The following is a 26,974-nucleotide window of genomic DNA, read 5'->3' on the forward strand; positions in this document are numbered from 1 at the left end:
CGCGCAAGCGGGAATCCGGCCACAGGGAATTTGAGGGCAGGGTTACTAGGCCTCGCCGCTCATCGGCAACGGGCCTAGATTTAGTTCGGCCACCGCCTGAAACACGTAAGCCAATAGCGGCTGATCGATAAACGTGCCGAAGAATAGGTAAGGTTCGGCCTGGTTGGCGGCGCGAATCTTGGCATGGGTTTCCGGATTATCACCGGCGTAGGCGCGGAACAATTCCAGCCAGGTTCGGGCCAGCTGCTGCATACGCGGATCGCTCGGCGGCGTGCAGTCTTCCCTATGTTGACGTATCGCGGCGATCAGCGGTGGCCATTCGTCGGCGCGCTTACCGTAGTTTTCGCGCATAAAGCTGAATTCATCGGCGGCGAGGTATTTCTCGTAGATCGTCAATTTGGTCTCGATGAATGCACTTTGGATGTAAACAACAAGCTCCGGCGTCACGCCGGTTTTAGCTTGCATCGTCGGCTCGCCGACCATCATGGCGTTGAGTTTGACGAGTAGCCGAGGATCGCCTTGGGTGTCGCGTTCCAGCATGCTGATCCATTGCCTTGCCAATTCCTGGGCCTCGGCACTCTCCGGCGCAAACCCGGCCTGCATCGCCTCGTGCACCGCTTGAACCAGTGCCGCCCATTCGCCGGCGGTGGAGTTCTCGTCTATATCCAGTAGCGGCAAGCGCTTTAAGTCGTTGGTGGAAAAATATTTATCGTACATGGTCATCATCTCCAAAGTGGTTAGCCAATCGGCAAGCTCCGGCTCTTCTCCGCGGGTCAATTGCAGTCGCAGACCGGACAAGCGGTCGCGCAAGGCTTGGCTTTGCGCAATCTGCTGGTCCAAGGCTTCAATCTGCCGCTCGACGATAGTCGCGAGATTCAGTCCGGAGTTTGCCAAAATGTCTCCGATGTCGGCCAGCGACAAACCAAACCGCCGTAAGGCTTGAATTTGATGCAATCTGGAAATATCGGCCCGGTTATACAGCCGGTAGCCGCTATCGGAACGCGCGGAAGGCTTAAGCAAACCGATGCTGTCGTAGTGGTGCAAAGTACGGACCGTCAGTCCGCAGCGTTTGGCAAGATCGCCCACTTTAAGCAACATGGTTTGGCTCCTTCGTTATGCGTGCCGCCAGCATAGAGCGTGACGTTGCGTCAGGGTCAAGCGCCATGGTTAAGATAAATAGATTGGAACTGGGTTATTAAAATGTTGATGGCCGCGTCCTGGGCCTCAAGCCATCACATCCAGTTTCGGCGGCAAGGCCATGCCGTCGAGACGTTTAACGTTGCTCAACACTTTTTCCAGAAAAGCGGTGTCTTCGTGACGGCTTTTCTGAAATTCTATCTGCGCTTCGATCTGGCCCAAATAATCCACCTTCACGTCGCCGGCATCCCCTGCGCCGGAGGAGTTGATGGTGGCGGTGGGAATATAAGGCACGACATCCAGCAAACCGTCCACGCCGGATTTGATCAAGGCGTTGATTTCATTGAGCGAGACCCGGCGCATATCGACGGTCCGCGGCGCTTGGCTTTGATCGGCTACCTCGGAAACTTTAGCGATTGCCGGAGACGGCAAAGTTTTTCCGCTGACTGCGCGGCTAGTGGCAAGGTTGGGTCCTATGTTCGAAATATTCATCGCAAACTCCTGGTTTTAGGGTGTGTGTCCATCGCATCCAGCAAAATAAACGCCATTTGTTGAGGCTTGGGATTGTCGAATTGGCGTCTTTTACGAGCAGTTATTGTCGGCCGCCGGCAATAGCCGGCTCAGCAGGGCATGTAACGCCACGGGGTCCAAGGGCTTATGCAGCACCAAGTAACCTTCCTGCTCGGCTTGCGCCAAAGCCGGGGAATTGAATTCGCCGCTGACCATCGCCCCGGCGGCGTCCGGGCAGCGTTCCAGCAAGGCTTGCAGCAACTCGAAACCGCTTTCGCCGGAGCGCAGACGCTGGTCGCAAAAGATGGCCTGCGGTTCGAAGCCGGCATCGAGCAAGGCCAATGCATCGTTGGCGGAGGCGACGCAAGCCGTTTCCACGCCCCACGAATTCAATAAGGCTTGCCAGGCGTTACGTACTTGCGGTTCGTCGTCGATCACCAGGCAGCGGCCGCTCAGCGCTGCGGCTTGCTCGACCGGTGCGACGGGCTGATCAGCCGCCATAGCCCACCGCTCGTGGCTGGGAGCGGCGGCCGGCAGTCGCAACCAGAAGCGTGAACCGCGGCCTTCCCGCGAACTCAAGCCCTGGCTGGCGCCCATCAAATCGGCGCAACGCGCCACCACCGCCAAGCCTAAGCCGTGACCGGCGTTGTCGATGCGCCAGGCATGTTCGGGACGGAAGAATGGCGAGTAAATCCGTTGTTGGTCATCTTCGGCGATGCCGACGCCGGTATCCCAGACCTCGAACTGCCAGCAAGCGCTGCGCCGCCGCACCGCCATCAGTACCCCTCCTTGCTGGGTATAGCGCAAGGCATTTTGCATCAGGTTGATCATGGACTGGCGCAACAACATGGCATCGGCGGTGACTAAGGCCCGGCCGCCGCTCAACCGCACTCTAAGATCGATTTGCCGTGAGCGGGCTTCTTCACGAAACAACGTAGCGACATCGTTCATCAGCAGGTCCAGCGCCACGGTTTGCAGATTGACCGGCTGGGCGCCCAACTCAATTCTGGACAAGTCCAGCAACGAATTGAACATCTGCGTAATTGATTGCACGCTTTGTTGCAGATCTTGCAATGCAGGCTGCAAACTCGGTTCCTGATTGCGGCGAGAAATCGATTCTATTAAAAAGCCCATGGCATGCACCGGCTGGCGCAAGTCGTGGCTGGCCGTGGTCAGGAACTGGTTTTTGGCGCGTAAGGCGGCTTCGGCTTCCTCCTTGGCACGCCGATAATTCTCGGCCAACTTGGCGCTATCTTCTTCCAGTTTTATTTGCTGCAGGAAAAAGCCATGGGCAATCGAGGAGTGCCGGTGTATCGATAAGACGTAACTGACGCACAGAGGCATGATTAAATGCCAATGCTCGGGAAACGCCCATGGGGTCAACAGTGTGCAACCGCCCCAAGCGGCACCGAAAAACCGCTGAAACGCACTGAATACTGGTGATTGGTGGGTGGCGTTGGCCGCCATGATTGCCGCCAAACTCATGTAAAGCAGCAAGGTATATTCGAACGGGACCCGACCGGCGATGATAAGCACCAGCGCCGCCAAGCCGAGCCCATGCGCCAAGGCCATGCGCAGAATGATGGGTAGCCAATGGGCGACTGCCGCATGCGGATCGAGGCTGGCCCTGTCACGCAAGTATTGCCGCTGTTGCAGGCGCACGGCAAGCACGACCAGAAAATACGACACCGTCCACGCCAGCAATCCCAAGACGTCTTGATCGAGTTGATGCTTCCAGTACACGAAGGGCAAGCCTACAAACGGGATAATGGTGATACCGTACACCAGCCGGTTATGCGTCATGTCCAGCAATCGAGCTTGGCCAGCCGGGCTGATGTCGGCAAAGCGCAGCGGCTTGCTGTCCGTTGAATCGGCCAGTGTGGCTTGCATCAGGAGCCTTCCAGCTTTTTGCCGCGCAGCATGGTAATCACCTCGATCCGGTTGCGGGCCCCCAGCCGCTCCAGAATACCGGTGACGTGCTCCTTGACGGTTTGCTCGGATAAGGACAAATTCAGCGCGATGCGTTTGTTGGGCAAGCCTTTCAACATCATCGCCAGCACCTGGCCTTGGCGGGCAGTCAAACCCAGCTCAGCGGCGGTGACCGGCAGTTCCTTGAGCGGCTGATTGCTGCCTGTCACGGCAAATGGACCGCTGTGAAACCAAGTGTCGCCCCGCAACAACGCAGCCACGGCACGGCCGAAAATCTCCGGCGCTTCCTGCTTGTGCAGAAAGCCGTCGGCGCCGGCCTCGCGTGCCTTGTCCGACACGGCCGAATTGTCGTCAGCGCTGATTGCCAGCAAACGTGTCGCTGGATACTGCCGCTTCATTTGCACTAACAACGGCAGCGACGCACCTTCCGGCAGCCAAAAATCCACCACGGCCAACGACGGCGGCTGCGCGGCATCGAGAATCGCCCAAAACTCGGCGATGCTTGATACCGGCCGGGCCTGGCCAAAGCCGCAATGCGATAGCAAAAAATCGGCGATACCGCTCGCCGACAGCGGATGGTCGTCTATAACCAACGCGCTAGCCAAATTTGTCACGCTCAACTCTCCCTCATGGTCGATAGCCTGGTTCGGCATTTTGCGTCGAACCAGGCTATCGCTAAAACATGCAAAATAATTACATCTTAACAAACAGCCGATGCGCCCCAATACCCTACTACGGTAGGGTTACGCCGCCGCAGAGAAATAGTCAAATCTGGTGTATGGCTGATTTGAATCAGGCGGCCATCTGCTGTGTTTCTTCTGTTTTCTCCGGTTCCATAATGACAGCCATGCCGTCCTGAAAACGAATGCCCTCAATCACATCCGGCAATCGTTTAAAGCCGCGTATCTTGCGCCAACTCTTCTCGGCGGTTAACGCCAATTGGAACACCAAGCCCAACAAGGTATTGCGGGACACGCAGTTCTTGGTGCGGGTGGTCCGATGGCGAATCGTCGCAAAGCTGGATTCGATCGGATTTGTCGTCCGAATGTGTATCCAGTGCTCGGCGGGAAAGTCGTAAAAGGCCAATAGCGATTCACGGTCTTTTTCCAACACGCCCACCGCCTTGGGGTACTTGGCTTCAAAGTCACGCAAGAACGTGTCGAAGGCTTGATTGGCCAGGGCTTTGGTTTCCGCCATCCAGATTTCTTTCAGCCCCGCCTTGGCCTTGCCTTGGATTGAATCGGGTAGCGTCGCCAGCACATTCGCCGTCTTATGCACCCAGCAGCGCTGGTGTTGTGTGGTGGGCCAAGCTTCGTTGATGGCTGCCCAGAAACCCAAAGCGCCGTCGCCGGTAGCCAGTTTCGGCGCGTCCTGTAGACCTCGCGTTTGTAAATCCTGCAAAACACTCAGCCACGAGGCTTTCGATTCCCGATAACCGTCCGATAAGGCCAGCAAGCGCTTTTCACCCTGTTCGTTGACTCCGATGATGACCAATAGGCACAGCCGATCATCCTCGCCACGCAGGGTCGAATAGATGCCGTCGGCCCAGACATACACAGTGCGCTCCTTCGATAAATCTCGCCGATTCCAGGCCAGATAATCCTCGGCCCATTGGGCTTTCAGGCGGCTAACCACGGCAGGTGACAAGCCTTTGGCATCGTCACCCAGCAACACCGATAAGGCCGACTGCATGTCGCCGGTGGAAATGCCGCGCAAATACAGCCAGGGTAAGGCCGCTTCCACCCGTTTTGTCTTGCGAACATACGGCGGCACCAGCGACGAGTTGAACTTGATCCTGCCGCCGGAACGGTCTCGAACCTTGGGGATTTTGACCGTCACGTTACCCACGCCCGTCACGATCTCCCGCTCCGGCAAATAGCCATTACGCACCACGGTTTGCCGGCCCCGTAAATCGGTAACCTTGGCGTATTCGCCCAGAAAAGCCTGTAGCTCCGCCTCAACGGCTTGTTGGATCAAGGCTCTAGCACCCGTCTTCAACAAATCCGTCAAAGGATCGTTAATCCCACTGGCATTATTCCAGTCTTTTGCATTATCTTTGTTCATGGCGTCTCTCATTTTGCTGTTATTCGATCTCGACAATCTCATTTCAGCAGAGGGCGCCACCTTTCATCAAGTCGGGCCGTACACCAGATTTAGTTATAACTCGCCGCCGCACTGCGCTTCCGATAATGCTGCCCAGGCTCGTCGCCGTTCATCGGGGTTCCGGGCATTTTCATCCCTGCAAAACGGCTGTTTGGAGAACGTTTTTTGATCTCACTGATTTATTAATCAATAAAAGCAGCCCAAGACGAAGATACGGCAAATGACGAATTTTATAAGACATTCGATGCCGTTACATCAACCTTAGGTTTATCAATTAAAAAGAGGCGACGCTATGAAAACGTACTTTCCATCGTTACCGGTTATGGTTGTTTTAACCCTTGGTGGGCGTGCTTTACGTTTGCGCGGCAATGACAAGGCGAATCCATGAAAAATGTCATGACCATAATTGCCACGTCCATGCTCTGTTCATGCGGTTTTATGACGCCAGCCAAACAATATGCGGGCGACACGCTTAGCGCTGACGAGATTGCGGTAATCCAAAGTGTTGTGGGCACCCCTTTTGCCGATGCCTATCACGCGACTATCATCGGCTACACGAAGATTGAAGCCAACGGCGCGGGCGAACAGAAGGAGTTTGGCTGGCCGGGTTTTACGGACTACCCCAGCGAAATTCATGTCTTGCCTGGAGAGTACGACATTCAAGTCTATTGCTTTAAAGGATTTTCGAGTCATAGACCCAAGAAAACCCTGGTTTTACAAGCGGGCCAAACCTATTTGCTCAAATGCGATGTCCGAAGCGATCAGGCGTTTATCGGGGTGAGCTCGCGAGCCAACTAGCCAGTTAGGGCTGTTGGATTTTACCCGCCATGGTTAACTCGATCTATTGTTCTTGCCCAGTCGAAACCCATCTTCCGAGACCAACGCGCCGTTTAGCAACACGTTACAAGAATGGCAATAGCTGATGCCAATGATCAAATCGGCGCCACGCAAGTTTGTCTTATGCCTGATCGTCTCTCTGTCGATACATCTTGGGATAGTGTTGACGTTGACCGATATAGACCGGCCGAGGAAACCGGCTGACCGTTTGACAGCGCTATCGGTGGAATTCAAGATCCTACGCTTAGCGGAACAAGGCAGGCAAAATCGGTTGTCGCTAAACCCGCCGCCCAAAGTGGCTGGAGGCAGATCGAGGACGCCACCAAAGCCGGCGCCGATTTTGCCGGATCATGGCGACTCTTCGGCGCGGCAAACGAACAACGCCGCGCCGCGGACCGACAAGTCAACGGATCCCGCACATCCGGAGCCTGCCAAACTTGACCTATCCAAGGTACTGGACGATATGCGCCAAGTCGCCCGAGAATCGGCCGAACTTGCAGGGGGGAATAAGTTCGATCACCGCAAATTGGCGGTTGCCCCGGAAAATCTTAAGGCGCCGGATAGCAGGCCCGTACAAGAATCGGAAACCTATACGCTTCCCAACGGTTACCAGCGCCGATGCGTCGTCAACGCGGACGGCGTAAAGCAATGTATGAGTAAAGAGGCGGATGACGACAGTATTTGGAACGCTAAGATTTATTTACCGGACTCGCAGCCGGCCGACGGCAAATCCATCGAATTCGCTCGACGTCTACAGCAGGCTGTCGGCAAACATTAGCACCATCGGTCGGCTTGATGAAGTTGCATGATTTTAGGCATTGAGGGCTAAGCCACTAAGCGCACCCGAGCTAGATGTCGGTTGCATCGCTTGCTTTATCGACCGCCTGACGCGGGACTTTTTTCCGCTTGCGCCTTTTATTCGGTCACCTTGCCATTGCAATGCGGTCAATGTAGAGGCGGGCCAATTGCACAGCGCTCGCTAACGTCAACCAGCCGAACAACACGCTTTCGGCAATGCGTTGAATCAGGCCCCTGTAGTCCGCCAGAAAAGGGATGGCCAGCAACACCAGAACTGTCAGTACCAGCACGCCGGAAATTTTCAAAGGGATGGCGACGCGGGAGCCGGGAATACGCCCAAACAGCAGCAAGCCATAACCGCCTCCCAGATATTCAAGCGCACCGAACAGGTTATGAATTTGCTGGCGCCAGGAGCCCATCAGCGGAGAGCCGGGATCGCACGGGAATAGCGCGCAAAAGACATAAGCCGTTCCCACCCAGGAAAACGCCAGTAAACCCCGGCGTAGCGTAGGGTTCTGCTTGAGAGTGCGGTACTGGCAGGCCAATGCCAGCCATTGCATCAAGCCCACCGGCAGGAAAATTCCGTAATTGATTGGGGCCGCCATTGGCGTTCCGAACGCAGCCAATTCGCTAATGGTTTGGCGCACGGCGTCGTAGTTGGGGAGCGTTTGGGCGTAGTGCCAATTACCCCAAGCCAACAGACCTGAGGAAGCCAGCCCCAGCCATCCGGCAAGACTACTACTAGGCGATTGCATTTTTCTTGGTTATCCCTGTTAGCGGATCGGCTGGCAATAGCCGGCTCAGCACGGCGTACAAGGCCTCCGGGTCCAAGGGCTTATGCAGTACCAGGTAACCTTCCTGCTCGGCTTGCGCCAGGGCCGGCGAATCGAATTCGCCGCTGATCATCGCCCCGGCGGCGTCCGGGCAGCGCTCCAGCAAGGCTTGCAACAACTCGAAGCCGCTTTCGCCGGCGCGCAGTCGCTGGTCGCAAAAGATGGCCTGCGGTTCGAAGCCGGCATCGAGCAAGGCCAAGGCGTCGTTGGCGGACGCGGCGCAAGCCGTTTCCACGCCCCACGAATTCAATAAGGCTTGCCAGGCGTTGCGCACTTGCGGTTCGTCGTCGATCACCAGGCAACGGCCGCTCAGCATTTCGCCACGGCCGGCCGGTGCAAAGTCCCGGTCGCGCACCACCGCGCGCCGCTCCTCAATGCGCGCGGACGGCAGCCGCAGCCAAAACCGCGAGCCCCTGCCTTCCTGCGAACTCAAACCCTGGCTGGCGCCCATCAAATCGGCGCAACGCGCCACCACCGCCAAGCCCAAGCCGTGTCCGGCGTTGTCGATCCGCCAGGCGTGTTCGGGGCGGAAGAACGGCGAATAGATATGCGGTTGATCGGCTTCCGCGATGCCAACCCCGGTATCCCAGACCTCGAACTGCCAGCCGTCGCGGCAGCGGCGAGCCGCCATCAGTACCCCGCCGCTTTGGGTATAGCGCAAGGCATTCTGCATCAAGTTGATCATCGACTGGCGCAGCAATAGCGGGTCGGCGCGCACCAAGGCTTTACCGGCGCTGGTGCGCACGCGGAGCTGGATTTGGCGGACGCGCGCTTCTTCCCGGAACAGCGTCGCGACGTCGTTCATCAACGGGTCCAAGGCCACGGTCTGTAGATTGACCGGCTGGGCACCCAGCTCGATTCTGGACAAATCCAACAGCGAGTTGAACATCTGCGTGACCGACTGCACGCTTTGCCGCAAATCCTGTAAGGCTGGGCCCAACAGTAAATCCCGGTTGCGGCGGGAAATGGATTCGATCAAAAAGCCCATGGCATGCACCGGCTGGCGCAAGTCATGGCTGGCGGTGGTCAGAAATTGGTTTTTGGCACGCAATGCGGCTTCGGCTAGATCCTTGGCGGCGCGGTAGCCTTCTTCCAGGAATATCTGTTGTAAAAAAAACCGGTGCACGAGCACTGCGTGTTTGTAAATTGACAGAATGTAGAGCGCAGTCAGCGGCATCACGTAGGGCCAATGAGCGGGAAATACCCACGGCATTAGCAATGTCGAGACGCCCCAACTGGCAGCGAAGAAACGTTGGAAAGCACTCAGGATAGGCGACTGGTGGGTGGCGTTGCCCGCCACTATCAACGCGCAGGTGACCAGAAACAGCATCGCAAACTCAAAGGGATAGTCGCCGCTGCACATAATCATCACCGGTACCGACAGGCTGAATCCGTAAAGCAGCGCCAACGCATGCACCTTGGGCAGCCAATGGTGCATTGCCCGTTCGGCGCCCAGTTGTGCGCAGTCGCGCCGATAGCGTCGGAACAACAGACGGACGGCCAGCGCCACCAATGTAAAAATACTGGCCCAAGCCCAAAAGGCGCGAGCGTCCCGGTCGATTTGATGCAGCCAGACAATAAACGGTGCCGCTACCACGGGGATCAAGCCAAAACCGAAGGCGATACGCCCGAAACTCAAGTCCAGTAGGCGTAGTTGACCGTTTGGACTGATGTCCGAGAAGCAAACCGCCCCGTCTTGGCGAGGATTAGAAAAAAGCTTTTCCATTTTGCTATTCCGATTCTGTTGCCGCCCAGCCTTGGCGCCGTTAGTCAGGTTTTCGTGTCCGGATACTCCTTCGTTAACATGCGGTTTTATAACCTTCCGCTAGCCATCGGCACTGCGGCAGAGGAGCACGGAGCGTCGCCTTGAGCTCCGTGTCGGTTATTACTTCAGCATTTGCCCGCCGCCTGCAGCAAAGCGTTGCAACTTGCCTTGTTGGTTTTGCCTACGTCGCTCGATCCTTTGGTGAAATCGGTGCACATGGCGTCCGCTCCGCTTGCCATGCCCCAGGTCGCGAATTTACCAAACCCCGACGGCTCTAAAATCTCACATTTAAAGGTCGCGCCATCGTCAGTTTTAACGGTGTACTGCATGCCGTTATAACCGGCGGGGGCTTCGGTTGCCTGTGAATGGGTGATTTTGAAGTTGCCCATTTCACGGCCAATGGCCATTGATATTTTGCCTTCCGCTTTGTTGCTTCCCTGGGCGGGAGGGTTGCTTGCCGTTGTGGCACAGCCGGAAAGGATCAAGAGGAAAGTTACCGTTACAAATTTTTGCAGCATTTTGATTCTCCAGCGCTCCGATTGATAGAAGCGCTGGGCACAGGAGCGAAAAATATGCCTAACGCAGGTAAGCAAAGGCGCTTTGGTGGCTTCCAGAGGCCAAAGCGCTCAAGATTAACGCGGTGTTATGGGTTGTTTTTTTGCAGGCGCAGCCGATTGTCACGTCCTCAGAATCCCGGCAACCTTGCTACATCCGGGTAACGAGCTGCTTGTCCAAGTTGCAGCTAAACGTTAGCTCCACAACCTCCATGCGCTTTCAGAATCGAGCCCGCAGGCGCAGCGGAACGAAACCGAGTAAAGCAGAACCAAACAACCAGATGGCGCCGGGTATTGGCACGGACGCAATCGGATTTAATAGAAAGGCCCGTTGCACGCCATTCGCGGCAATCCCCACCCCAACGATTTGTCCACTATTGTTGACATCGTAAGCTGTCATCAACGTCCAACCGATATTGGCTGCAATCAGCGTGTTCAAGTCTGTCATGACGCCATTGAGTGTAACAAACGCACGTTTGGATCCACCAAAATTGTCGCCGAAATATCCCACGGCTTGTCCGGCATTATTGATACCCAATGCCTCGCTGCTATAGCCCGACAAACCTATATCAACCATGTGGTCATCAAGCGTTGTAATGAAAGCGTGCTTTTCATTGTTGGTGACATGGGATGTGCCGGCCACCTGGCCGAGGTCGTTGATGGCATAACCTCTGCTGACACCCCAGGCAAAAGCGCCCAGATCCACCATTTGGCCATTACGGGTAATAAAAGCGTGACCTCCATTAGGCGTTTGACTCTCGCCAGTGACCTGACCACTATTGTTGATCGCATTCCCCGCACTCCATTGGCCACCATTCAAAGTTCCCAGATCAGTCAAGCTGCCGTTACCGGCAATAGTGGCTCGTTGGTTGCCCTCGGCATTCCATGCACTGCCGACTATTTGCCCGGCGTCATTGATGCCGTAGGCCACACTGGAATAAGGACTGCCGCTGAAACCACCGATTATTTGCGTGACACCATTACTGTACACAATCCCGCGCCCGGCAGAATTGCCCACCACCACACCGCTTGAATTGATCCCGGTAGGGTTTGCATATCTGGGTACGGACAGCCAGCTCACACTATTGTTTTTGTAAACAAAGCTTTCACCATCCCCCGTAAAACCCAGAACATGCCCGGCATCGCTGATAGCGCGCGCGCCCGAATTGACTAACGGGCTCTCCGGCATTAGATCCACCAACGTATACAAAACACTGGCGTGTGCCGGTAATACCGGCAGCATTAAGCCCAGGGCAAGGCATTTCAGACTGCGTTTCATTGTAAATTCCTCTTGAAATTATCGCTCTAATAGTTGAATTAAAAATACATGTTAACAAAACTTCCTAACGCGCCAACACCCTACTCCGGTAGGGTTCCCTGGCTACACGCACCTTCCGATAATGCTCCTTAAGCTCGGTGCCGCTAGGCAGGTTTACGAGTATTTACATGTCTTCGATAACTAACTTTTTGGAAAAAATAATGAAACATAAAGCTATATGCGCCGGGTTATCCGCGCTCTGCACGCTAGCGACCGGTAGCGCCGAAGCCCAGCTGTTCGACCGCGGCGGCGGCCTGATCTACGATAGTGCGCAAAACGTTACCTGGCTGGCGGACGCCAATTACGCCAAAACCAGCGGCTTCGACGCCGAAGGCAAGATGAGCTGGCAAAACGCCGTGGCCTGGGTGGACGGTCTCAGCTACTCGGACAGTGTGCGCGGAACCACCTACAACGATTGGCGCTTGCCGACCTTCAACGACCTGGGCGTGCCCGGTTGCGACTATGGATACAGCGGTAGCGATTGCGGATTCAACGTCTCCACGGCCAGTTCGGAGCTCGCGCATCTCTATTACGGCGACTTCGGTAACAAAGGCTCCCTCGATTCGCGTGGCGGGCCGCAGTCCGGCTACGGCATCGTCGACGATCCGGCAACTGCCGACGACGAAAGTCTGTTTAGTCATATTCAATCCTTTGGTTATTGGCTAGGCACCAGTTACGGTGGCGACGCCAGCAAAGCCTGGTACCTGAGCACCGCAACCGGCATGCAAAACTACATCAGCAAAGGCACCAATTATTACGTCTGGGCGGTGCGCGACGGCGATGTCGCGGCGGTACCGCTGCCCGGCGCCGCTTGGCTGTTCGGCGCGGGGCTGGCCGGTTTGCTGGCTCGCGGCAAGCGCCGGCAAAACCATCGCCCCCTTTAATTTCCCCAGGAATAACCATCGTGAAGCACACCCAGCGCTAATTCAACTGACAGAGGAAGCGGCCGATGAAATTTAGACCATCCATAACGGTCAGTTTTCTGCTATGGCTAATCGCGCTAAGCGGCTGCTCCGCCACCATCCCCGCCATAACAACGGCAGAAGTCGCCGGCCGGCAGGTGGAATTTGCACTTAGCAAACACCAGACTGCACCGGTCATCTTCGAAAACGGGCTGGGCGGGACTATCGAAGGGTGGGCAGAAATTTATCCCACGATAGCGCGCGATACCACGGCCTTGGTTTACAACCGCGCCGGCTACGGGAATAGCGAAGAGGCGGTCACTGCGAGGGACGGCCGGCATATCGTCGAAGAGTTGCGCGGATTGCTTGTCAACCAAGGCCTAACGCCGCCTTATGTGCTGGTCGGGCATTCGCTGGGCGGGTTGTATATGCAATGGTATGCCCGGCATCATCCAGATGAAGTGGCGGCCTTGATTCTGGTTGATTCCACTCATCCTGCTCAACTCAAAGGCGCCGGGGCAATCGAAAACTGGCCGCTCTGGGTGCGCTGGCTGTTAGATTTGATGACATCGGCAACTGCCAAACAAGAGCTGACCGCTCTGGACCTGACCGGTGACGAAGTATTGGCCGCCCCGCCCTATAGCGGCGGACCGATAATAGTGCTGAGCGCTGCGCAACCTCTGGAGGATACCTCTGCGCTGGCGCTCGACGCCAATCAAAAACGCAAGGATATTGCGCGGCTATATCCGGGGGCAATTCAACGCTGGGTAGATAGCGGTCACGTCATTCCACTGGAGAAGCCGGAGTCCGTCATTTCCGCAATCCACGAAGTCTTGTTGAGCAAACAGCCGAATGACACCAAGCCCAATGCGATACCCTAAGTGGGATTATGCCCAGTAGTATCGCAGCCTAACTTTTGTTTTTTTAAATCAATTTGCGCCCTGTGAGCGGCGCAACCCGGAAGGTTAACAAGACAGATCATGCTTGGATGGGTTAAGACACCTGAAGGCTGCGAAAATATGCTGCAACCTTCAGGTTTGGAAAACGGCTTGCCTACCAAAGACAGAATGTGCGTTTTCTAAAACAGCCTATTGTGTAAGCTTATTTACGCAGGCGCTTATAAGCGTTGATCAAGCCGTTGGTGGAGCTGTCGTGGTCTGTGACCATCTCGTCGTTTTTCAGCTGCGGCAGAATCGCCCGCGCTAACACTTTTCCCAATTCCACACCCATTTGATCAAAGGAATTGATATTCCAGATCACGCCTTGTACGAAGATTTTGTGTTCGTAAAACGCAATCAAAGTACCCAAGGTTCTGGGGGTCAGCTTTTTGAATAAAAACGAGTTGGATGGCTTGTTACCTTCGAAGATTTTGGAGGCAATCAGGGCGTCATCCAGATTGGGTTCATGGCTTAAATCCTCCCTAACCTCCGCTTCGGTTTTACCGCGCATCAGCGCTTCGGCTTGGGCCAGGAAGTTGGAAATCAGAATATCGTGGTGGTCGGGTAGGTCGTATTGGCTTTGCGCGGCCGCCAAGAAATCGCCGGGAATCAGCTTGGTGCCCTGATGGATCAATTGGAAAAAGGCATGCTGACCATTTGTACCGGGTTGGCCCCAGATAATCGGACCGGTGTTGTAATCGACTTTTTCACCGTTGATGGTAGCGCTTTTGCCGTTACTTTCCATGTCGCCCTGCTGGAAATAATCGGCAAAATATTTCAAGGACTGCGCGTACGGCAGAATCGCGTAGGTTTCCGCTTCGAAGAAGTTGTTGTACCAGATGCCCAGCAAGCCCATGATGACCGGGATGTTTTTTTCGAATGGCGCACTGCGGAAATGTTCGTCGGCGATATGCGCGCCCATCAGCAATTCTTCAAAATTGTCCATGCCTATGTATAGGGCAATGGACATGCCGATCACGGACCACAGGGAATAACGGCCGCCGACCCAGTCCCAAAACTCGAACATGTTCTCCGGGTCTATACCGAACTCCTTGACCTTTTCGACATTGGTCGAGATCGCCACGAAATGTTTGGAAATATTGGCCGGGTCAACCGCCGCTTTTAAAAACCAGTTACGCGCCGACCGGGCGTTGGTCATCGTTTCCTGAGTCGTAAATGTTTTTGACGAGATCAAAAATAAGGTAGTCTCGGGGTTGAGCGGTTTCAGGGTTTCCACGATGTCGGTTTGATCAACATTCGAAACGAAGTGGGCTTTCAAACCATCTTTACCGTAAGGCGCCAATGCAGTATCGACCATTTTCGGCCCCAAATCGGAACCGCCGATGCCAATGTTGACGATGTCGGTAATAGTCTTGCCGGTGTAGCCGGTCCAGGCGCCGGAACGGACTTGTTCCGTAAATACCCGCATTTTCGCCAACACTTTATTAATTTCCGGCATCACGTCCTTACCGCGAAACAATACCGGCTTGTTGCTGCGATTGCGCAAAGCGGTATGCAAGACAGCGCGTTTTTCCGTGGTATTAATAATGGAACCGGAAAACATGGCTTCGGTCTTGGCGGAAAGCTCCGCGCGGCTTGCCAATTCAATCAACAAAGGCAAAGTTTCTTCGGTAATTAGATTTTTAGAGAAATCGAACAGCAAATCGCCAAATGTCACGGAAAACTTGTCGAAGCGTTGCGGATCTTTATCGAACGCATCCTTCATGCAAAATTTGCCGGCAATCTCGCGGTGATGTTGCTTAACGGCATTCCATTCGGCAGAGTTTATTAATTTGGACATATTGTTGTTATTTAATTAACCGGATAGGGGGATATTTCAGTAGACCTGAACAGGCAGAGGCAATTTAAAGGGATGATTCATAACCCCATTATAAGGATTGTCTTTGATTGCTGACAAAAAAAATTACAGCTTGAATCGATCATCTCAACTACGGCACGATAGCCTTTCTTTGGCTAGGGCGATGTGCTAGAGTTAAGCGCTGTTTTGATCGAAATCAGGCAGTTACGTTCGCCAATGATTTAAACATGTTCATGTATAACCACATGAAAAATAATAAAAACTACAGCATTTATTAACACGGGAAGGGTATTTATGAGAAGCTCTCGCATATTAAGAAACGGTTTACTGGGCTTGTTGGGCCTGATTTTTTCATCAACAGTATTGGCACACGGTGGCGCCGCGGGTACTGATACTGACCAATGTAAGTTCGAACTGGAAAAAGATCACTGGATCCATTACACCGCCTACCAGCCAAACGCATACCCGGCTGAAGAGTTCTGCGGCAATATTCCCGATATCAACACATTGACTCAATTGGTCTTCGACTATCAAGACCAACGCTATCGCGGCATGGCTATAGAATTTGAAGTGACCAAAGAGCCTGAAGGCAAACGGGTTTTCTTCCAAGCAGCCGAAAAACATAAATCCGGCACCGTCATTCTGAACCTGCCACAAGGCGTGCCGGAAGCCGGCAAACATTTGATCCACATCACGCTACTGCAAGATAATGGCGAAAGATTGGATGCACACATGAGCTTTAAAGCCGGTGCGGGTCAACCGACCAGCAAAGGTAGTTATGCCTTGTATGCATTGGTGTTGTTCGCTGGCTTGTACGTCCTTTATCTGTCTAACGCCGGTTTCAAACGCAAAGTTGACGGCATAATTGGTAAAGCGAAAGAAATCTAAGAATTACGCCGCAAGAACCGTTATTCCGCCTATGCTGCGCGGCGGAATAACGTCATGTCCGGCAGCCTTGTCAATCAGAACTATCGCGGCATAATCCACGCTATACACGAAGCCCCTTTGAGGTAATGCAATAATGTTCAAATTCGTATCACTTGCCACACTGGTCTGCGCCTTATCTGTGACTGCTGCGTCCGCAAAAGAAATGCAGGATCACAATCAGATGATGAACCACGGCGACGGCCATTTGATGGATATGGATGGCGGCATGGTCATGGGCCAGAACACCGACACCTTGCCCGGCGGCTGCGACAAAATTGCCGCAACCAAGGAAATTACCGTGCATGCCGGGCACAAATATTCCGAGAAATTCCCCGGCACCATGTTTGCGTTCGATCAGCAGGAGTTTCAATTCGAACCTTGCACCAAACTGACTGTACATTTCGTCAATGAAGATGAAATCCGTCATCAATGGATGATGCACGGCTTACCCAAATATTTGTACCCCAAAGGCATGTTCCATTTGGAAGTCAGCGGTCCCGGCAAAGTATCCGGCACGCTAATCCTACCGCCGGGCGACAAAACCTATCTAGTGCATTGCGACATCGCGCAGCACATGGAAAAAGGTATGAAAGCCCAATTGAAGGTCGGCAAAGGCAGCGAGGACTTGCCCAGCATTCCTGGGGTAACCGCGGCGATTTTCCCGGATGATTACAGCGGCAGACCCTACGATCCTAAACTCGACGCGCCAGCCCCCAGCACTCCAGTGGCAGCCCCAGTAGTGGCAGCGGCACCCGTGCCTGTTGCCGCAGTCGATGATTCGATTGTTTCCGGCACCACCGTAGTCGGTTTGGCTATCGGTTTTATTGCCGCACCTTGGCTGGCGAAACGCTTTAAAGGCATGAGCGCCGGCGAAATTGTTGCTACCGTACTGGAGCAAGTCGCTCACGCTGTTGGCTATGTCATGCAACTGATCGGCAAGCTGATAAAAATGGTATCCGGCAAAAACGTCATCGCCTTACCGGACAAATAAAGACTAAGCAAAAAGCCCCTGAAACAGTAGGGGCTGTTGCCATTTTGTCATAATCCCTTTGAAAATCGATTGGCGAGCCATATTGATTGAGTTTTCAATCAAACGATAACTAGCGAATGCCACGCCAACTGCTTACAGATACCCACTGGGAAAAGCTAAAAACGATTATGTTGAGTTTCAGCATTTACGACAAACCCGGTCTTCGGCAAACGGTCGAAGGGATTTTTTATCGCTTGCGTGTTGGCTGCCCTTGGCGAGACTTGCCCGTCGCTTTTGGCAAGTGGAATGCCGTGTACAAGCGCTTCAATGCCTGGTCACTGCAAGAAAAGCTGAGGGGTATCTTTCAAGCGCTAGTGATTGAGCCTGATTTGGAATGGCTATTTATTGATGGCAGCATTATTAAAGCCCATCAACACAGTAGCGGCGGCGCCCATGAAAATCCAACAGCCATCGGGAAATCGGTCGCAGGCAACACGACCAAAATCCATATGGCGGTTGATGCCGGTGGACTTCCCATCCAGTTCTCGATTACGGGGGGCGAAGTACATGACTGCAAAGAAGCGCCGGAATTTGTGGCCAAGCTCCCCCAGGCGGGCTACATGATTGCAGACAAAGGGTATGACAGCGAGCCGTTACGGATTCAAATTCGAGACCAAGGCACAGTCCCCATCATCCCAAGAAAACAAAATTCAATAGTCGGGAATGAGGAAATGGACTGGTGTCTCTATAAATATCGCCACCTCGTTGAAAACGTATTTGCGCGACTGAAACATTTTAGAGCTATTGCCACCCGATATGACAAACTAAAACGCAATTTTGAAGGTGCTATCGCCCTGGCTTGTGCATTTATATGGTTACCGATGTGAAACGGCAACAGCCCCTAGTTTCAGGGGCTTTTTTTATGAGCCAAACAAATGCAGTTAGAATCGCTCGGCCCTCTGGGATTATTTATCAGCGCTTTCATTTCGTCCACCGTCGCACCCGGCGGTTCGGAAGCCGTACTGGCCTACCTGGTTAACAGCCAACAACATTCCGTCAGCCAGTTAGTAGCTATCGCCAGTATCGGCAACACCTTGGGCGCCATGACCACCTGGTGGCTAGGCCTATGGGCCGCCAAAAAATATCCCGCCGAAGCAATAGCCAAACAACATCAAAAATCATTAAGCACCGTGCGTCGCTGGGGTAGCTGGGCCTTGCTGTTTTCCTGGCTGCCGCTGGTTGGCGATGGCCTGTGTTTTGCCGGTGGCTGGCTGCGCCTTTCCATCCTATCCTCGCTGTTGGCGATTTTTTTAGGTAAAGTGTTGCGTTATATCGCCGTTGCCTACGCCTTTGTCTAAGCCATGAGTTTGTTTTCCTTACCGCACTTCCCCGCCGTCAATACAGTCGCTGAGCACAATAAACGCGATTATCAGATTGCAGCGTTTACCTTTGTCACCACCACCATCTGTTTGACGATGGACGGCTTCGCGCCGCAATTCATGCAATACGTTCTGGCGTTTTTCGGCTGGCTGTTTTTGATAGCCTGGCTGCGCGGCGAATGCAAGTATGTGCGCACCCAGGTGGCGGTGGCGGTAACCTTTGCCGTGATCGGCGAATATTTCGCTTCCGTGTACATGAAAGGTTATATCTACCGCTTCGGCAATGTTCCGGCTTACGTACCCGCCGGTCACGGACTGGTGTATCTCACCGCCGTCGCACTGGGCCGCTCCGGACTATTTCAGCAACACGCACGCCGCATTGCCGTTTTGGTTGTGACGGCTTGCGGCACCTGGGTGGCGTGGGGGCTGAGCGGCCTCGGACGATTGGACATCATCGGCGCGGTGCTGTTTGTGGTGTTCTTGGGCTACTTGTTCAAAGGCCGCTCACCCATGGTTTATTTGGGTGCGTTCTTCATTACCTCCTGGCTGGAAATCGTCGGCACCAGCGCCGGCACCTGGGCCTGGGCCGAGATCGACCCCGCCTCGCACCTACCGCAAGGCAACCCGCCTAGCGGTGTAGCGGCTTGGTATTGCTTAGTCGATGCGGTGGCTATTGCCGGGGCCGGGCCGGTATTGCAGGCATTCACCAAAACAGCTTTGGTGTTGCAGCGGCAAAGGGCGTGACCGTTGCAGGCTGAGTCGAGCGAAACGATACCCCGCAAAACGCCTTCAATGTTGGGTTTCGCGCTGCTCAACCCAGCCTACATTATTCCACATGCCGGATCGCATTCAAGCGCACCCGGTCACCCACCCGAATCAAGCCCCCGGCCACAATTCGCGCCGTCATCCCACCATGTCCGCGTAGCGCGTTATAACTCCCCATCCCCAGTTCGGCGGCCATTTTCGAGCACGGATCACAAGGGCCGGTGACTTGAATAATCACTTCATCCCCAATCGCCCATTCCAACACCAAATCTGGAAACGGCGAGCGCATACCGATAAGGTTGAGTCCCGAAACCACGAGATTGCGCCGTAGCCGACTCGGTTCCAATTCCGCGAGTCCACACCAGTTGGCGACAATGGGTAAATGCTCGGCTTGAAACAAAGTCAGTTCGCGTTTTGACGATTGCCTGCCGGAACGAGCGCTATTGACCCGACGATCCCCCAATAACCCCTGCCCCGGCTCAGCCCGCACCTCGGCAACCGAAACAGCCGGTTTACCTCGCTCGGGACGCAGGATGATAGCTTCGATCCGGCCTTCCGAAGCGAATTGTTGAGTGAGATCGCGGAGAGTCATAATTGAACGTAGTGTTAGGACGATTTAATCTGAGGCGTAAAAGCGTAGCGTAATCGCTCTAATATGAAAAACTTCATTACCCCGGTGTCGAACTTGCTAGTCGACGCTACGAGCCATTAGCCCTTTCAAGCTTGTGTATAATTCATAGCAGATAGACTCAGTTGGGAGCTATCGAGCCATTCGGAACGAACGGCTTCTCAAATATCAGCAAAGGATAATGACAATTCTATGAATAAATTTCTTGCCGCCACCCTTTTTGTCGCTAGCAACCTATTGGCTGGCTGCGTCGCAACCGGCGTCTATCAGCCGCCGCAAGCGCCGCAAACCTTGGATTATTCTCGTGAAGTGAATGCAAATTTCGACTCAACTTGGTCAACAATTACCAATGTCGCGGGCGCCACCTTCTTCAATATCAAAAACTTTGACAAGGGTAGCGGCTTGATGACTCTCGAATACGACAATATCCGTGGCAATATCGGCGCCTATGTCAATTGCGGAGAATTTGTAAGCAATCAAAGCGCCCAAAAGACTATCCATCCCGATCCCAAATCGGTTATTAACTATATGACGATAAGCGACCTGATTATGCATCTTTCGGGCAGAGCCAATGTCATGGCTCGTCCAGTAGCCGATAACAAGACCCAGGTTCAGATCAACAGCCAATATACTTTGGTAATCGACAAAAAAATCGGCGACAAAGTCGAGCGGGTCGGCGTATGGAATTTCAGCTCCCGCGAACCGGACACACAAAAAGCCGATGTCAGTTATCGCCCAACCAATGTCACATGTCAGTCCTCTAACAAACTTGAAAACGACTTTTTAACCGAAGTTTCCGCGCGCCTGCCTTCGACCGCAAGGCCAGAACCGGTTGCCGAGCCATCGGAGCCAAGCAAGAAAAAACGATCACGCAAATAATTTGCAAGTCCAGGCTGCGGGGTTTTCCGCAGCCTAATTCCTACCTAAACCAAAAAATACTGCTTTTCGGCACTCACCCGTATTTTGCTAACGTCGAAAAACCTTCCCCGCCGGATTTCTCCAAATGTTCGCCGCCCAACCGGCGTAAGTTTCCGGTTAAATCTTAGTCGCCAGTCGTTTTGCGGTTAAAATACACCCCTAATTTAAACCCAAGCGCATTCAACAGAGAACATGGAAAAAACCTATTCCCCGCACGCAATCGAACAACGCTGGTATCAACTTTGGGAAGATAGCGGCTACTTCGCGGCCAAACAAGAGGGCGAGTCGTATTGCATTATGATTCCGCCGCCCAACGTTACCGGCAGCTTGCACATGGGGCATGCGTTTCAAGACACCATCATGGATGCGCTGACCCGTTATCACCGGATGAAAGGCTACAACACCCTGTGGCAACCGGGCACCGACCATGCCGGCATCGCCACGCAAATGGTGGTGGAACGCATCATCAACGCCGACGGCAAAACCCGCCACGACCTGGGCCGCGAGGCGTTTATCGAGAAAGTCTGGGAATGGAAGGAAGAGTCCGGCGGCACCATCACCCGCCAGTTGCGGCGTATGGGTTCGTCGCTGGATTGGGAAAAAGAGCGCTTCACGATGGACGACGGCATGTCGGACGCGGTGCAGGAAGTGTTCATCAAATTGTACGAAGAAGGCCTGATCTATCGTGGCAAGCGCCTGGTGAACTGGGACCCGGTGTTGCACACCGCTGTTTCCGACCTGGAAGTGCTGTCGGAAGAAGAAAACGGTTCAATGTGGTATATGCGTTACCCGTTGACCAACGGCACCGGCCACTTATTGGTAGCAACCACCCGTCCGGAAACCATGCTCGGCGATGCAGCGGTGGCGATTCATCCCGACGACGAGCGCTACAAACATTTGCTCGGCGAATTTGTCGAGTTGCCGCTGACTGGACGCCGTATTCCCATCATTGCCGACGAATATGTCGATCCGGAATTCGGGACCGGCTGTGTGAAAATCACCCCGGCCCACGATTTCAATGACTACGAAGTCTGGTCGCGGCATAAACAAATCTCGGCCATCGCCGACCTGCCGCACGGCGGCTTGATCAATATCTTCACGGTCGATGCGGCAATACGCGGCAACGACGACGGCTTTACGATTATTCCTGAAGCTTATATCGGCATGGATCGCTTCGAGGCGCGGAAACGCATCGTTGCCGATCTGGACGCCCAAGGCCTGCTGGAAAAAATCGCCGACCACAAACTAATGGTGCCGCGCGGCGACCGTACCGGCGCGGTGATCGAGCCTTTGTTGACCAACCAGTGGTACGTCAAAATCGCCCCGTTGGCCAAGCCGGCCATCGAAGCGGTGGAAACCGGCGCCATAAAATTCGTACCGGACAATTGGAAGAATACTTATTTCGAGTGGATGCGCAATATCCAGGATTGGTGTATCTCCCGGCAAATCTGGTGGGGACATCGGATTCCGGCCTGGTACGACGACCAGGGGAATACCTATGTCGGCCATTCCGAGGCGGAAATCCGCGAGAGACACGGCCTAGCTGCGGATTATCCGCTCAAGCAAGACGAAGACGTGCTGGATACCTGGTTTTCGTCGGCGCTGTGGCCGTTCTCTACGCTCGGCTGGCCGGAACAAACCCCGGAACTGGCGAAGCATTACCCCACCAGTGTATTGGTCACCGGCTTCGACATCATCTTCTTCTGGGTTGCAAGGATGATCATGATGGGCTTGAAATTCCAGGGACAGGTGCCGTTCAAGGAAGTGTATATCCACGGCCTGGTGCGCGACGCCGAAGGCCAGAAAATGTCGAAATCCAAGGGCAACGTGTTGGATCCTATCGACATCATCGACGGCATTGATTTGGAAGCCTTGGTAGCCAAACGGGTGTCCGGCATGATGCAGCCGCATCTGGCCAAAAAGATCGAACAAGCCACCCGCAAGCAATTCCCGGACGGCATTCAATCGTTCGGCACTGACGCGCTACGTTTTACCTTTGCGTCGCTGGCTTCGACCGGCCGCGACATTCGCTTTGACTTGCAGCGTACCGAAGGCTACCGCAACTTCTGCAACAAATTGTGGAACGCGGCGCGTTATGTGTTGATGAACACCGAAGAGCAGGATAACGGCATCGATTGCGCAGAATGCACATACAGCCAGGCCGACTTGTGGATTCTGTCCAGATTGAACCGCACCATCGCTACGACTACCGATGCGATCAACAGCTACCGCTTCGACTTGGCCGCGCAAGCCATTTACGAATTCACCTGGAACGAATACTGCGATTGGTATCTGGAACTGGCAAAAATCTCCTTGCAAAGCGACGACGAAACGCTGCAACGCGGCACTCGCCAATCGTTATTGAAAGTACTGGAAACCGTGTTGCGTTTGGCGCACCCCATCATGCCCTTCATCACCGAGGAAATCTGGCAACGGGTTGGCCCGCTAGCAGGTGTCACCGCAGCAACCATCATGCTGCAGCCTTACCCGGAAAGCGATAGCACGGCTATCAACACCGACGCGGAAGCCCGAGTCCAGTGGACGATGGACTTCATCCTCGGCATCCGCCGTATCCGCGGCGAGATGAACATCGCCCCCGGCAAACCGCTAAGCGTGTTATTGCAAAACGGCAGCGACACCGATCAAGCTTATTTGAAAGACAGCGAAAGTTATCTGCTGAAACTGGGCCGCCTGGAAAGCATTACCTGGCTGGCGGCGGACGACAACGCGCCGGAATCGGCGATTGCGCTGGTCGGCGACATGAAAATCCTGATCCCAATGGCCGGTCTGATTGATAAGGACGCCGAACTAGCTAGGCTGGACAAGGAAATTCAGCGTATCGAAAAAGAACTGCCGCGTATCGAGGGCAAGCTCGGCAACGCGGCGTTTGTGGATAAAGCGCCGCCGGAAGTCATCGAGAAAGAGCGTGAGAAACTGGCGGGCTTGCAGTCGTCCTTAAAAAACCTGAACGAGCAATTCGCCAAAATCAAAGCGTTATAAATATATGTCCCCCGCCGGCACCCCACAAAAGCCACCGCAAACTCTGGACGAATGGTCAGAGCTGCTGCGCGTGCAGGAAATGCCGATCTTCTCCAACACCGCGCATAACATCTACGCGGCGTTGGACGACAGGCACAAGGGGGCCATCGAGCTGGCGACGGTAATTCTGCAAGACCCCAACCTCACCGCCAAGCTGCTTAAGGTGGGCAGCAGCCCTTACTACAATCCATCGAAACAAAAGATGAGCACCGTATCGCGCGCCATCGTGGTATTGGGCGCGGAGGTGATCAGAGAGCTGACGCTGGCTTGCTCGTTTTTCGAAGCGATGCTGTCGTCCACCAACAAGGACAGGGCTAATCGAGAAATTGCGTTAGCCTTGCATGCCGCCGTCCAGGCCAAGGATTTGGCGCTCAGCATGGGAGATACCTCGCCCGAGGAAGTGTTTGTCGCGGCGCTACTGCACAATATCGGCCACATTGCCTTCTGGTGCTCCGGCAATCCGCAATCCAAAAAAGTCCATGAGCAAATCGAAAAAAGCGGCCTAAACAATCGCGAAGCCGAGAAAAAGGTGCTGGGCTTTACCTTGCAGGACTTAGGCAAAAAACTCAGCAAATCCTGGAGCCTGGGCGGCCTGATAGAAGACGCCATCGCCAAGCCGGATTCCGCGGAAAAACGGGTGCAAATGGTGCAACTAGGGCATCAGATTTGCTTGGCTCTAAAAGCCGGCCGCGACTCAGACGCCATGCGGGCTTGTCTGCAGAAAGTCGCCGCATTCACCGGCCTGCCAACGGAAATCCTGAAAACAAAGATCGACAAAAACACCTCGGAAGCCGTACATATCGCCCGCCAATTTGGCGCCAACGATGCCTCCAAATTCATCAGCACCGAAGCCATCATCGCCAAATTCGAAGACGCTGAAGAGGAAAAGGCCGACAAGAAACAGCTGCAATTTCAAATTTTGCAAGACATCAGCAGCCATATCAGCGGTCAAATCGATCTCAACGGCCTGTTTGAAATGGTGCTGGAAGGCATACATCGCGGCGTGGAAATGGACAGAACTTTGTTCATGCTGCTCAGTCCGGATAAACAGACGCTAAACGAAAAATTTTCCTTAGGCTGGCATAAAATCGGGCTTGACCAAAAAATTCGCATTTACAATTCCGAACCCTCCGCGAACTTACTGTTTCACGCCTTGCAACAGCAAGAAGGCGTCTGGCTGTTTCCCCAGCAACATCGCGAGCTTTACACGCCGCAAATCCGCCAGCATATCGGCGAATACGAGTGCTTTGTTTTCCCGGTTTATGCGGAGAAAAAGACCGTGGGCCTCATTTATTGCGACCATTCTATTCATGGACTACCCTTAACGCGCGAGGACTTCACCGCAGCCAAGCATTTTGCCAAACAAGCGCATATCGGCTTAACCCTATACTGCATGAAAAACCACTAATCCATGACAGACTATCAGCTTGCCAATCTTCAGGTTTTTCTCGTCGAACCGTCACATACTCAGCAGCAAATCATCTCCCATTTTTTACATGCTTGCGATATCAACGACATTACCTGCCTAAATACCGGCGCGGAGTTGTTCGAGCGTTTACAGCACTCCCGGCCCGATCTGATTATCAGCTCGATGTATTTGCCCGACATGACCGGCGTGGAGTTGGTAACCTCGCTTCGCAAACACGACGAATCCTACGAAATGGCTTTTTTGCTGATTTCCAGCGAGACCAATATCAAATATCTGGAACCGATCCGCCAGGCCGGCGCCATCGCCATATTACCCAAGCCGTTTACCCGTCAGGCCCTGGAAACCGCCCTGCATTCCACGCTGGAGTATGTTCGCCCGGAAAAACTTAACCTCACCCATCTGGACATAGAGGACCTAAGCGTGCTGCTGGTGGACGACAGCGAATTCTCGTTGAAATACTTGACCCGGGTTTTCGAAAATATTGGCGTTGGGCAAATTGTGACCGCTCATGACGGCAAACAAGGGCTGCAAATGTTCAATCAGCAGTATTTCGATCTGGTAGTCACCGACTACAACATGCCGCAGATGGATGGCCTACAACTGGTCGATCACATTCGCAACCATTCCGAGCGCGGCTCGGTACCTATTTTGATGGTCACCAGCGAGCAAAATGAAAGCCGCCTGGCGGCCATCGAAAAATCCGAAGTCTCCGCCATACTAGACAAGCCCTTCGAAGCCACTTCAATCAAGCGCCTTCTGATTAATTTGCTCAATTGAGCTAATCTTGTGTGGCGAGCGAATACCCCACAATATGCACGGCTATGAGAATCCCGGATCGAACCAATGTCCGATGCGGCCATGATCGAGCTCATCCGGTTTTCGCGCAAAATATGCCAGGACTGACCACCAATAGCCCCAAATTAAGGTACGGAATATGAAGCCGACTATCACGCCTAACAATAACGAAAAAAAACTCGCGGACGATGATTTTATCGTTTCCAAGACCGACACCTCTGGGCGGATCACTTACGCTAATCGCATTTTTATGGAAATCGCCGGCTATCCGGAACACCAATTGCTGGGCATACAACACAACATCATCAGACACCCGGATATGCCGCGCGGCGTGTTTAGATTTATGTGGAATACCTTAAAAGCCGGTGATGAGTTTTTCGGGTTTGCCAAAAATCTATGCCGGGATGGCGGATTTTATTGGGTATTTGCCAACATTACGCCGGATTATGACAAGGACGGTAAATTGCAGGGTTACTATTCGGTGCGCCGTAATCCGCCCCGTAACGCACTGGGGGTCATCATACCGATTTATCAGGAAATGTTGGCCATCGAGAAACGCCATTCAGTCAAAGATGCCCCGGATAAATCGCTGGAATACCTATTTGACGTGGTTCAGCAATCCGGCGCTAAAAATTACAACAGCCTGGTGCTAAGCCTTTACAAGCCCAACGGAGTGTAAGC

The 26,974-nt window shown here is 53.8% G+C and carries 25 protein-coding genes; 14 read left to right on the top strand and 11 right to left on the bottom strand.

The features are described 5' to 3' along the window. Positions 1–45 precede the first annotated feature (45 nt). The 5 genes from ACR02O_RS00930 to ACR02O_RS00950 all read right to left on the bottom strand — a co-directional run bounded on the left by ACR02O_RS00930 (position 46) and on the right by ACR02O_RS00950 (position 5,640). Positions 46–1,098: a MerR family transcriptional regulator gene (locus ACR02O_RS00930; RefSeq protein WP_494522579.1), complete on the bottom strand. Its 1,053-nt coding sequence runs from the start codon at positions 1,096–1,098 to the stop codon at positions 46–48. 126 nt (positions 1,099–1,224) lie between these two features. Next, entirely contained in the window at positions 1,225–1,629 is a 405-nt protein-coding gene (locus ACR02O_RS00935) for a hypothetical protein (RefSeq protein ID WP_494522580.1), read from the bottom strand. A 90-nt stretch (positions 1,630–1,719) separates the two neighbouring features. Beyond that, positions 1,720–3,537, bottom strand: a complete 1,818-nt coding sequence (locus tag ACR02O_RS00940; RefSeq protein WP_494522581.1) for a sensor histidine kinase — start codon at positions 3,535–3,537, stop codon at positions 1,720–1,722. Next, positions 3,537–4,190, bottom strand: a complete 654-nt coding sequence (locus tag ACR02O_RS00945; RefSeq protein WP_101051504.1) for a response regulator transcription factor — start codon at positions 4,188–4,190, stop codon at positions 3,537–3,539. The genes ACR02O_RS00940 and ACR02O_RS00945 overlap by 1 nt, the downstream gene beginning before the upstream one ends. Positions 4,191–4,368: 178 nt before the next feature. After that, positions 4,369–5,640, bottom strand: coding sequence for an IS256 family transposase (locus tag ACR02O_RS00950; RefSeq protein WP_494521800.1), 1,272 nt, complete (start codon positions 5,638–5,640; stop codon positions 4,369–4,371). Between the two features lie 423 nt (positions 5,641–6,063). Between ACR02O_RS00950 and ACR02O_RS00955 the strand changes: the two genes are divergently transcribed. Continuing rightward, the gene (locus tag ACR02O_RS00955; protein WP_494522582.1) at positions 6,064–6,477 is read left to right on the top strand and encodes a hypothetical protein; all 414 of its coding nucleotides are present in this window, start codon (positions 6,064–6,066) and stop codon (positions 6,475–6,477) included. Between the two features lie 124 nt (positions 6,478–6,601). Then, on the top strand, positions 6,602–7,294 hold the full coding sequence (locus tag ACR02O_RS00960; RefSeq protein WP_494522583.1) for a hypothetical protein: 693 nt from the start codon (positions 6,602–6,604) through the stop codon (positions 7,292–7,294). 145 nt (positions 7,295–7,439) lie between these two features. Here the strand turns inward: ACR02O_RS00960 and ACR02O_RS00965 are convergent, their stop codons facing one another. The 4 genes from ACR02O_RS00965 to ACR02O_RS00980 all read right to left on the bottom strand — a co-directional run bounded on the left by ACR02O_RS00965 (position 7,440) and on the right by ACR02O_RS00980 (position 11,745). Further along, positions 7,440–8,069: a DUF998 domain-containing protein gene (locus tag ACR02O_RS00965; protein WP_494522584.1), complete on the bottom strand. Its 630-nt coding sequence runs from the start codon at positions 8,067–8,069 to the stop codon at positions 7,440–7,442. Continuing rightward, the gene (locus tag ACR02O_RS00970) at positions 8,056–9,873 is read right to left on the bottom strand and encodes a sensor histidine kinase (protein ID WP_494522585.1); all 1,818 of its coding nucleotides are present in this window, start codon (positions 9,871–9,873) and stop codon (positions 8,056–8,058) included. The genes ACR02O_RS00965 and ACR02O_RS00970 overlap by 14 nt, the downstream gene beginning before the upstream one ends. Positions 9,874–10,037: 164 nt before the next feature. After that, entirely contained in the window at positions 10,038–10,430 is a 393-nt protein-coding gene (locus ACR02O_RS00975) for a hypothetical protein (RefSeq protein ID WP_494522586.1), read from the bottom strand. Between the two features lie 256 nt (positions 10,431–10,686). After that, complete coding sequence (locus ACR02O_RS00980; protein ID WP_494522587.1) at positions 10,687–11,745, bottom strand: hypothetical protein; 1,059 nt, start codon at positions 11,743–11,745, stop codon at positions 10,687–10,689. A gap of 200 nt (positions 11,746–11,945) precedes the next feature. On the opposite strand from ACR02O_RS00980, the gene ACR02O_RS00985 reads away from it, so the two are divergent. Further along, the gene (locus ACR02O_RS00985) at positions 11,946–12,668 is read left to right on the top strand and encodes an Lcl domain-containing protein (protein ID WP_494522588.1); all 723 of its coding nucleotides are present in this window, start codon (positions 11,946–11,948) and stop codon (positions 12,666–12,668) included. A 65-nt stretch (positions 12,669–12,733) separates the two neighbouring features. Next, entirely contained in the window at positions 12,734–13,567 is an 834-nt protein-coding gene (locus ACR02O_RS00990) for an alpha/beta fold hydrolase (protein WP_494522589.1), read from the top strand. A gap of 220 nt (positions 13,568–13,787) precedes the next feature. Here ACR02O_RS00990 and pgi read toward each other — a convergent pair whose 3' ends face one another. Further along, entirely contained in the window at positions 13,788–15,425 is a 1,638-nt protein-coding gene (pgi, locus tag ACR02O_RS00995; RefSeq protein WP_171696783.1) for a glucose-6-phosphate isomerase, read from the bottom strand. Between the two features lie 312 nt (positions 15,426–15,737). On the opposite strand from pgi, the gene ACR02O_RS01000 reads away from it, so the two are divergent. The 5 genes from ACR02O_RS01000 (at position 15,738) to ACR02O_RS01020 (ending at position 19,463) form a co-directional block, all read left to right on the top strand. After that, a complete protein-coding gene (locus ACR02O_RS01000) occupies positions 15,738–16,331 on the top strand; it encodes a hypothetical protein (RefSeq protein WP_033158520.1) in 594 nt (197 codons plus the stop codon). Positions 16,332–16,464: 133 nt separating this feature from the next. Continuing rightward, positions 16,465–17,361, top strand: coding sequence for a cupredoxin domain-containing protein (locus tag ACR02O_RS01005; RefSeq protein WP_033158519.1), 897 nt, complete (start codon positions 16,465–16,467; stop codon positions 17,359–17,361). A 116-nt stretch (positions 17,362–17,477) separates the two neighbouring features. Beyond that, the gene (locus tag ACR02O_RS01010) at positions 17,478–18,227 is read left to right on the top strand and encodes an IS5 family transposase (protein WP_129871393.1); all 750 of its coding nucleotides are present in this window, start codon (positions 17,478–17,480) and stop codon (positions 18,225–18,227) included. A gap of 48 nt (positions 18,228–18,275) precedes the next feature. Further along, a complete protein-coding gene (locus ACR02O_RS01015) occupies positions 18,276–18,698 on the top strand; it encodes a YqaA family protein (RefSeq protein ID WP_494522590.1) in 423 nt (140 codons plus the stop codon). Between the two features lie 3 nt (positions 18,699–18,701). Further along, on the top strand, positions 18,702–19,463 hold the full coding sequence (locus tag ACR02O_RS01020) for a hypothetical protein (RefSeq protein ID WP_494522591.1): 762 nt from the start codon (positions 18,702–18,704) through the stop codon (positions 19,461–19,463). Positions 19,464–19,545: 82 nt separating this feature from the next. Here ACR02O_RS01020 and ACR02O_RS01025 read toward each other — a convergent pair whose 3' ends face one another. Continuing rightward, a complete protein-coding gene (locus ACR02O_RS01025; protein ID WP_494522592.1) occupies positions 19,546–20,076 on the bottom strand; it encodes an MOSC domain-containing protein in 531 nt (176 codons plus the stop codon). 228 nt (positions 20,077–20,304) lie between these two features. On the opposite strand from ACR02O_RS01025, the gene ACR02O_RS01030 reads away from it, so the two are divergent. From ACR02O_RS01030 to ACR02O_RS01050, 5 genes are all read left to right on the top strand, one after another. Next, positions 20,305–20,991, top strand: a complete 687-nt coding sequence (locus ACR02O_RS01030; protein ID WP_445367224.1) for a hypothetical protein — start codon at positions 20,305–20,307, stop codon at positions 20,989–20,991. A gap of 231 nt (positions 20,992–21,222) precedes the next feature. Further along, complete coding sequence (locus ACR02O_RS01035) at positions 21,223–24,030, top strand: valine--tRNA ligase (RefSeq protein WP_494522593.1); 2,808 nt, start codon at positions 21,223–21,225, stop codon at positions 24,028–24,030. Between the two features lie 4 nt (positions 24,031–24,034). After that, complete coding sequence (locus ACR02O_RS01040; protein WP_494522594.1) at positions 24,035–25,477, top strand: HDOD domain-containing protein; 1,443 nt, start codon at positions 24,035–24,037, stop codon at positions 25,475–25,477. A gap of 3 nt (positions 25,478–25,480) precedes the next feature. Continuing rightward, complete coding sequence (locus tag ACR02O_RS01045) at positions 25,481–26,275, top strand: response regulator (protein ID WP_033158512.1); 795 nt, start codon at positions 25,481–25,483, stop codon at positions 26,273–26,275. Between the two features lie 157 nt (positions 26,276–26,432). Continuing rightward, positions 26,433–26,972: a PAS domain-containing protein gene (locus tag ACR02O_RS01050; RefSeq protein WP_171696795.1), complete on the top strand. Its 540-nt coding sequence runs from the start codon at positions 26,433–26,435 to the stop codon at positions 26,970–26,972. Positions 26,973–26,974 lie beyond the last annotated feature (2 nt).

This window comes from Methylomonas sp. PHL2-19, assembly GCF_059331595.1.